Origin of the sequence: Cysteiniphilum marinum (assembly GCF_014857925.1) — a bacterium.
Lineage (GTDB): Bacteria > Pseudomonadota > Gammaproteobacteria > Francisellales > Francisellaceae > Caedibacter > Caedibacter marinus.
In genome coordinates, this window is record NZ_JACYVZ010000052.1 from 1 (window position 1) to 10,109 (window position 10,109).

Below are 10,109 nucleotides of genomic sequence, written 5' to 3' on the forward strand. Positions count from 1 at the left end.
CGTTAACGACGCACCAACTTTAACAAGCTTTGCAGATGCAATTGTCTCAACCAATGAAGATACGGAAGTTGAGATTACCTTAGCTCAATTATTAGCGCAAGGTAATGAAGCCGATATTGATGGTACAGTTGATGGTTTTGTTGTCCAAGCATTAACAAGTGGTACATTAAAAATAGGGGCAACTCAAGCTACAGCAATAGCATTTGCAGTAGGTACTAATGATACGATTGATGCAACTAATAAGGCATACTGGACACCAGCGCTGAATGCCAATGGTGATACGATTGCAGCATTCACGGTAAAAGCCCAAGATAATGAAGGCTTGTTATCAGCAACAGCTGTGCAAGCAACAGTGGACGTGGTTGCTGTCAATGATGCACCAGTTGCAGCAAATAGTACAATAACAACAAATGAAGATACCAATCACACCTTTAGTGCCGCCAACTTCAGCTTCACGGATGTTGAGAATGATGCACTGTCTTTAGTAACCATCACAAGCTTACCAGCTAATGGCACACTTAAAGTCAATGGTAGTGCTGTTGTCCTTGGTACGAACAATACCGTTACCTTAGCACAATTAACCGCGGGAGAGCTTGTCTTTGAGCCGGTTGTTGATGCAAATGGCAGCCCTTATACTAGCTTTAACTTTACGGTTAATGATGGCGTGGATAACTCAAATGCGGCGACAATGACTATTGATGTAACTTCTGTTAATGACGCACCAACCTTAACAAGCTTTGCAGATGCGATTGTTTCCACTAATGAAGATACCGAAGTTGAGATTACCTTAGCGCAATTGCTTGCTCAAGGCAATGAAGCTGATATTGATGGTACAGTTGATGGTTTTGTTGTTCAAGCGTTAACAAGTGGCGCATTAAAAATAGGGGCAACTCAAGCCACAGCAACAGCATTTGTAGCAGGTACTAATGATACAATTGATGCAACCAATAAGGCATACTGGACACCAGCGCTGAATGTCAATGGTAATACGATTGCAGCCTTTACGGTGAAAGCGCAAGATAATGAAGGATTACTATCTCCAACAGCAGTGCAAGTAAGTGTTGATATTCTGCCTGTCAATGACTTGCCGCAAGGTCAGTTAGCATTTACAGGGAGCTTCCAACAGGGGCAAACAATTAGTGCCGATATATCACAAATAACTGATGTTGACGGGCTAGGTGCCGTTACTTATCAATGGCAACGCAATGGGCAAAATATTGTAGGGTCAACGGCAGCATCATATGTGCTTTCAAGCGCGGATGTTGGAACAGTGATTTCTGTAGTGGCAAGCTATACGGATAGTGATGGAACGCTTGAAACAATCGTAGGTCATACACCGCATATTGCTAATGCAAGTGGTGTCGTTGAAATTGATGCCGACAATGATGGTACGGTTGATGTTATTGGTGTTGTTGGTGACACAGCCCTTGATAATGGCGATGGAACCTATACATTCATTTCTGGCACTACGCCTGAAGTGCAAGTGACACTGCCTGTTGCGGATAACACAAATCAAACAACACAGATTGCTGTTAGTAATGGCGTTGCAAGTATCGACCTTGGAAATAATGGGCAAATTGATGTCAATGTCCCAAGCAATACGACCGTTACACCAAACCCAAGCGATTCAACTGTGACGGTAAGAGATAATGCCAGTAGTGGTAATGTCACCGTACCAGCAGATAGCAATACCATCATTGAGTTTAACTCCAATGGAACAGCAGATATCGACATAGGTGGCGATGGCAATAATGATGTGACAGTACCGACAGATGAAGATATCACGATTACAACGACTCCTGATAATACGCTAGATATCGATATAGGCAGTGATGGCAATAATGATGTGACAGTACCGACAGATGAAGATATCACGATCACAACGAATTCTGATAATACCTTAGATATCGACATCGGCAGTGATGGTAATAATGATGTTACAGTACCAACCGATGAAGATATTACGATTATCACCAATCCTGATAATACGCTAGATATCGACATTGGCAGCGATGGTAATAATGATGTCACAGTACCGACAGATGAAGATATCACGATTACAACAAATCCTGATAATACCTTAGATATTGACATAGGCAGTGATGGTAATAATGATGTTACAGTACCAACCGATGAAGATATTACGATTACCACCAATCCTGATAATACGCTAGATATCGACATTGGCAGCGATGGTAATAATGATGTCACAGTACCGACAGATGAAGATATCACGATTACAACAAATCCTGATAATACCTTAGATATTGACATAGGCAGTGATGGTAATAATGATGTTACAGTACCAACCGATGAAGATATTACGATTACCACCAATCCTGATAATACGCTAGATATCGACATTGGCAGCGATGGTAATAATGATGTCACAGTACCGACAGATGAAGATATCACGATTACAACAAACCCTGATAATACCTTAGATATTGACATAGGCAGTGACGGCAATAATGATATTACAGTGCCAACCGATGAAGACATTACGGTCACAACGAATCCTGATAATACAATAGATATCGATATAGGCAGCGATGGTAACAATGATATTACGCTACCAAGTGATGAAGATATTACGATTACAACGAATCCTGATAATACAATAGATATCGATATAGGCAGCGATGGCAATAATGATGTTACAGTACCAACCGATGAAGATATCACGGTTACAACGAATCCTGATAATACAATAGATATCGACATCGGCAGTGACGGCAATAATGATGTTACAGTACCGACAGATGAAGATATCACGATCACAACAAACCCTGATAATACCTTAGATATCGATATAGGCAGTGATGGTAATAATGATATTACGCTACCAAATGATAAAGGCATTACGGTTACGCCAAATTCAGATGGCACATTGGCGCTTGATATAGGTGGCAATGGAACGATTGATGTTGTTGTACCAAGAGGTGCGAAAATAGACATTCTAAATAATCGTGATATTCGTATTACGACAAAAACAGGACAGCAATATATTGCAGGACGCGGAAGCAATACTACCATTCTTGCAGACTCGGTTAATGTATACACGAACGCGGTGAAAGAAAAAATAACAGCATCCAGTGGGCAAAGTGGCTATGTGATCTCAGGTAGAAGTGCTTTGTCTGACACCCAAGCGTTTATTGCTGATGGTCCTCTTAGATTTGAAGAAGCCTTTTCTGGTTTTGAAAATAACACAATTTTCACCATACCAGTGACATTCACAGGAACTGGTGATGGCTCAATTGATGCACCTTTATCAGTGATAAGCAAATTTAGCCAACCAATTAAAGTTGGATCATTATTAAGTAGTGATGAGATATCGGCCGTTGTTGAGGGCTTAGATGCAAATGAAGGGACCATTGAAGTTGAGCGCTTAGGTAATAAAGTTGATATTTACTTCCGTCCAGATAGTGCTTTTTCTGGTAAAGCGGACTTCTCTTTGAAAATCTATCAAGGCGGTGTCCTTTATGATGAAAAACACTTTGAAGTAGAGATCTCAGCACGTGCAGATGTGATCGCAACGAATGCAATGCGCATTGATGTTGCGAACATATCAGTCGAAAGTCGTGAATATAGTGCAGATAACACGATCACAACCCAAGGCAAAGAAGAAGCCCAAGAACAGGTTAAGGAACAAGCTAAAGTTAAGCCTGATAGTAGAGAGCGTATCAATATTGCTAGATCCGAGTTCAAAGAAGCGCTTGATCAAGGTAAAGCAGTTGAACAATTAAGCGATATTGTTAAAAATACACTGCAATTGGCGATTGAAACCAACTCTGTGTCCAATATTGCAACTGTTGCTTCAGAGATGCTCAAAGTCAGCCTTCAAGCAGAAAAATCGCCAAGTCTAGTGGTTAAAAATGTCTTTGAACAAACACTTGACTCAAATATGACAAACTCAGATATTGCGTTTGTATTATCAAAAATGATTCTTGAATCTGATGAAGATAAACAAAATAAAGTCATACAGGCAATTGTTGCTGAGCCTAAGCTAAATGCTGAGCATATTGCAAATATGTATGATTATCTGCAAGCGCAAGACCCAGAGTTAGCAGAAGCTTTTGCCAATGAAATTAAACAGTCAAAAGATGAAAACACGGTTAATAATGCTGCGAACATAAGTGATGCGCTTAATGTGGAGTTACAAGAATATCCATTAAAAGGATTACTTGCAAAATTAAAAGCAAAAATCTTTGGTGATGCGGATATTGATGATAACACCACAGAGTATAGCGAGGTGAAACACCGTCATAAACTATCGGTTGCTAAGTCAAATTTACTTGAGCTTGGAAATAAGCAGAATAATAAAAACAGTAAAGGGTAGTAAGTACTTATAAGCGTCGGCTGAGCGTCAGTCGAAGCCTATGTGATTAAGCTTATCCCGCTTCGACTGACGCTCAGGGTACGCTGAGCATTTGTGGGTGCATATTTAGTCTTAGCTGTTTTTAACAACCACTTTATTGCGGTTAAAGGCTAAGCCTAATGCCAATATCCGTTTGACTTGCGGTTGTGCTTGAAGCTCAGTGATATAGCGCTTTTGCTTAATTTGTGTGAGTGCTTTATCCGCTAATGTTTCCAAAGTTTCTTGATCACATTCATCTTTGGCATGTTTAAACTCCATAACAATGCCTAAGTCATTATTGTGATTGGTAGCTAATGGATAAAGAAGTACATCGGCAAAGCCATCACCTGACTCGCGATTAGAATGGACGATATGTGTTGCTCGAAGCGAGGCGATCAATCCCAATACCATGCCATGATAAAACTTCTCCGCCGTGTAGCCTGTGTCTCTGACACTTAATGCTTCAGTCAGATAGGTATTAAGCTGTTCACCAAATTGCTCAACACGACCATTGATGAGATTATCTAAAAAGGATTGATATTGCACACCTAAGCGGGTGTTAAGCCACGTATTAAAATAATAATTAAGCAAATGGACGATCTCAATATTAGGTAGTTTAACATCGCATTGATACATCAAGTTTCCCGTATTCTCACAGCTTTCCGTGGTTAAGTAGCCAGCAAATAATAGCAAACTCCATAAGCTGCTGCTTTGATAATCAAGTGTGTCATAGGTGACATGGCGATCAATAATGACTGACGCAGTTTGACCTTGCATCAATTGGGTAATGGCTAAATGAACATCTTGGCGAAAGATTAACAATAAGTCTTCGATCATCTTATTGTTAGAGGTATGTATCCAGTAGTCATCGTATTTACCGTTTTTACGTAGACAGTTTAAAATCGACCATGGGTTATAGATCTCAAGGCCTGCGAAATTGTAGCCGTTATACCACTTCTTGGCATTGGCCTTGTCATTTTCCATGCCTTGTATTTTATATAAGTCATCTAACTCTTCATTCGTAAACCCAAAATACTCGCGATACTCTTCATCTAATAGTGTATAGACTTCAAGATTATTCAAGCCTGATAACATACTATCTTTAGAAACACGCAAAATGCCAGTCATCACTCCTTTGTGAAGTGCATTATTATCTTTAAAGGTATTACTCATTAAGTTACGCATCAGTGGGGTTAGGTCTTTAATATAACCCTCAACAAATGCGGCATTTAATGGTGTGTCATATTCATCTAATAGGATTATCACACGCTGCTGATGATGCTTATAAAGAATCTGGCTTAAAAAGCGTAGACTCACATCAATTTTTGAAGCACTAAAGGTATTGAGCTCAAGATATGTCTCAAATATGTTCTTTTCAGTTGTATTTAAGTGGTTTGAATCCAATAGATAGTAGTATTTATTGAAAACTTCGCGTATAAGGTAAGACAATTGCTCACAGGTGGCCTCAAAATCACGTGCCTTAATATCTTTAAGGCTAACAAAGATCACAGGATATTTACCTTGATGTGCATCGATATAAGCACCATTGTCTTCTTGGGCGATAGCTAAACCATCAAATAACCCTTTGGTCTTTGTAAGGTCAATTTTATCAGCAAAGAAATGGTGCAGCATTGACATGTTTAAGGTTTTACCAAAACGTCGCGGGCGGGTAATTAAAATGACATGGCTGCTATCTTCAATAATATCTTTGATAAAAAGAGACTTATCAACAAATAAACCATCTTCACGAATAATTTGTTCAAAGTTAGATGAACCAATATAAATCTTTTTTGCGGTTTCTACTGTTTTTGATTTATTTACATTTTTTGTCATAACACACTACGGATAGATAATAAGTCAAATTAAACTATCTCTATGGTAATCTGCTTAAAGGAAATTAACAATGTGAATTGATCCTCAATGGGCGAATTATGTCATGGCTTTCAAGGCGATGACCATATTCCTGCAAGGCGATGATCATATTCCTGTCTACTTTGATTGTATGAGCGTCGGCTGAGCGTCAGTCGAAGCCTATGTGATTAAGCTTATCCCGTTTCGACTGACGCTCAGGGTGCGGTGAGCATTTGTGGTTGAATATTTAGCCTTAGCCGTTTTTAACAACCACTTTATTGCGGTTAAAGGCTAAGCCTAACGCTAATATCCGCTTGACTTGTGGTTGTGCTTGAAGCTCAGTGATATAGTTTTTTTGCTTAATTTGTGCGAGTGCTTTATCCGCCAATGTTTCCAAAGTTCCTTGGTCACATTCATCTTTGGCATGTTTAAATTCCATGACAATGCCTAAATCATTATTGAGATTGGTAGCTAATGGATAAAGAAGTACATCGGCAAAGCCGTTACCCGACTCGCGATTTGAGTGGACGATATGCGTCGCTCGAAGTGAGGCGATCAATCCCAATACCATACCATGATAAAACTTCTCTGCTGTGTAGCCTGTGTCTCTGACACTTAATGCTTCAGTCAGATAAGTGTTAAGCTGTTCACCAAATTGCTCAACACGACCATTGATCAAATTATCTAAAAAGGATTGGTATTGCACGCCTAAGCGGGTGTTAAGCCACGTATTAAAATAATAATTGAGCAAATGGACGATCTCAATATTAGGTAGTTTAACATCACATTGATACATCAAGTTTCCCGTATTCTCACAGCTTTCAGTGGTTAAGTAGCCGGCAAATAACAGCAAGCTCCATAAGCTGCTGCTTTGATAATCAAGTGTGTCATAGGTTACATGGCGATCGATAATGACTGACGCAGTTTGTCCTTCCATCAATTGGGTAATGGCTAAATGAGCATCTTGGCGAAAGATTAACAATAAGTCTTCGATCATCTTATTGTTAGAGGTATGTATCCAGTAGTCATCGTATTTACCGTTTTTACGTAGACAGTTTAAAATCGACCATGGGTTATAGATTTCAAGGCCTGCGAAATTGTAGCCGTTATACCACTTTTTAGCATTGGCCTTGTCATTTTCCATGCCTTGTATTTGATATAAGTCATCTAACTCTTCATTGGTAAATCCGAAATACTCGCGATACTCTTCATCTAATAGTGTATAGACTTCAAGATTATTCAAGCCTGATAACATACTATCTTTAGACACACGCAAAATACCAGTCATCACCCCTTTGTGAAGTGCGTTATTATCTTTAAATGTGTTACTCATTAAGTTACGCATAAGCGGCGTTAGGTCCTTAATATAACCCTCAACAAACGCGGCATTTAAGGGTGTGTCATATTCATCTAATAGGATCACTACACGCTGCTGATGATGTTTAGCAAGGAGCTGGCTCAATACTCTTAATGCTTGATCAATCTCTGAAATGCTTAATATTTCAAAGCGTAAATACTGGCGAAACACATTCTTATCAATCTCATCTAAAACAGTAGAGTCTAGGAGCATTCGATGCGTTGCAAAAACATTGCGTATGAGTAGTGATAATTGCTCATGGGCAGTCTCAAAATTACGTGCTTTAATATCTTTAAGGCTAACAAAGATCACAGGATATTTACCCTGATGCGCATCGATATAAGCGCCATTGTTTACTTTGGCAATGGCTAGATCATCAAACAAATCCTTGGTGTCTGTAAGGTCAATTTTATCGGCAAAGAAGTGATGTAGCATCGACATGTTTAAGGTTTTGCCAAAACGTCGCGGGCGGGTAATTAAAATGACATGGCTGCTATCTTCAATAATATCTTTGATAAAAAGAGACTTATCAACAAATAAACCATCTTCACGAATAATTTGTTCAAAGTTGGATGAACCAATATAAATTTTTTTTGCCATAACACACTACGGGTAGATAATAAATCAAACTGCCTCTATGGTAATCTGCTTAAAGGAAATTAACAATGTCATGCTAAAGAAAAGCGTAAAATGGAGCAAAATAGCGCAAAATAGCTAATGTCTTAGCGCACATAAGATAATCTCTAATAATGAATTTATAAACGCCTACGACACAAAACGTGATCTACCATAACTTTCTATTAAATCTTGACTATAGTTAAAAATATCCGAGGGTGTATTCATTTGCCCCTGTGGGTTTTAAGCCCAAAGGATGTGATTAATTGGAGTTAAACATTTTAGACAAACGATGATTTTACAACACCCCGTCAGCCTATGGCTGCCATCCCTCTTGCAAAGAGGGGAATTGGACAACGGTGATTTTATATTCCCCTCTTTGCAAGAGGGGTGCCTAAGTTTACGAGGCGGGGTGTTGAAAAAGAAGAAGTGTAAAACTCCAGTGATTAACGCCCGCAATAGATTGAATATAAAGAAAATAAAGAAAGAAAAAAAAGAAAGCAAAATAAAGCAAAGGTGATCGCCATGATTAAGACACTCTACAAAGTCATCAGAAAGCAGCTAGCAAGTGACAATGACGTTGGTTTAAGTATCCCAACACAGCGCAGCGAAAAAGATCGATTAAATAAATTAAACAAATTAAATAAAGCGCATGAGCAGTTTCTTAATCAAGCACAACCCTCGCTCTTGCAAGAATTAGAACCACGATTGATGTTTGATGGTGCTGCTGTTGAAACAGTGGATCTTGCCGATGGTGTGACACAAGATGAGCAAAACTATATCTTAAATGCGATTAATGATAATGATGAGGCGCATGCTGCCGATAGCCTACTGGCGTTACTTGAAGCACAAGGTGAGTCTCTACAAAAAGACTATAGTCAATTTACAGAAGTGGTCATTATCGATGCGCGTGTTAAAGATCCACATGTGATTATTAATAGCATCTCACGCATCGCTGCGGTTGAAGTCATTCTGCCTGAGCATGATGGTGTTGATAAGATCGCTGAAATATTACAAAAATACCAAAACCTCGATGCCATTCATATTGTTAGTCATGGGGATCAAGCGCAATTACAATTAGGTGATGTCAATTTAAATGCGAGCAACTTGAGCGATTATCAAATCCAATTACAACAATGGGGGCAAGCGTTAACCCAATCAGGTGATATTCTGTTTTATGGTTGTAATGTCGCCGAAGGCGAAGCTGGACAAGCATTTGTTGATGAGTTAAAAGCGTTAACAAGTGCCGATATCGCCGCATCGACGGATATTACAGGTAGTGAGGCGCTCGGTGGCGATAGTATTTTGGAGAGTGATTATTTGGTTGAAGCGGAGGAGATTATAAGCTTTACCACTTATGATCAGAAATTAGTTTGGGCGCAAGTAGGCAGTAATATTGCACCCAATGATGGGCATAGCGCAACCAGTGCTTTTGGATATAGTGTGGATATTAGTGATAATGGTATGAGAGCAGTGGTTGGAAAGTATGATAACGCTCTAGTGCGAGCTTATGACTGGGATGGGGTTTCTTGGAATGAATTAAGTGCTGTCTCAAGCTCTGGTTCTGATTCTGCTGTTGCTATTAGTGGCGATGGTAGTCGAATTGTCTCAGGTCATGCGAATACTCCTGAGGGTCGAGTGTTTATCAAGGAATTTAATGGTATGAACTGGGAAATAATGAATGGCGGGGATCTAGTTGGAGATTATTCACAAAGCAAATTTGGCGATGCAGTTGATATGAGCTCAGATGGTAATATCGTCATCATTGGCGCTCCGCAGGATGATCAGGGTTCACCATATAGTTGATGTACCCCCTCAATTTGGGACAGTAAGTCCACCAGAATGAGGAGCAGAAAAATGGCAAAATCTCGCTACACACAAGAGTTTAAAAATGAATCAGTTAAATTAGCTCTAGAAAAAGATGCTAAT

4 protein-coding genes are annotated in these 10,109 nt (G+C 39.4%); 2 read left to right on the forward strand and 2 right to left on the reverse strand.

Annotated features, from left to right (window positions below; translation table 11 throughout):
* The coding region (locus tag IE867_RS13555) for a beta strand repeat-containing protein (RefSeq protein WP_192485251.1) at positions 1 to 4,339 on the forward strand (4,339 nt) is incomplete at its 5' end.
* Between the two features lie 111 nt (positions 4,340 to 4,450).
* Here the strand turns inward: IE867_RS13555 and IE867_RS13560 are convergent.
* Together IE867_RS13560 and IE867_RS13565 are read right to left on the reverse strand one after the other, a co-directional pair.
* Positions 4,451 to 6,190, reverse strand: a complete 1,740-nt coding sequence (locus tag IE867_RS13560) for an AAA family ATPase (RefSeq protein WP_192485252.1) — start codon at positions 6,188 to 6,190, stop codon at positions 4,451 to 4,453.
* Positions 6,191 to 6,461: 271 nt separating this feature from the next.
* Positions 6,462 to 8,165 carry an AAA family ATPase gene (locus IE867_RS13565; RefSeq protein ID WP_192485253.1) on the reverse strand — a complete coding sequence of 568 codons (1,704 nt, stop codon included), beginning with the start codon at positions 8,163 to 8,165 and terminating at the stop codon, positions 6,462 to 6,464.
* 540 nt (positions 8,166 to 8,705) lie between these two features.
* On the opposite strand from IE867_RS13565, the gene IE867_RS13570 reads away from it, so the two are divergent.
* Positions 8,706 to 9,986, forward strand: a complete 1,281-nt coding sequence (locus IE867_RS13570; RefSeq protein ID WP_192485254.1) for a DUF4347 domain-containing protein — start codon at positions 8,706 to 8,708, stop codon at positions 9,984 to 9,986.
* Positions 9,987 to 10,109: the final 123 nt, after the last annotated feature.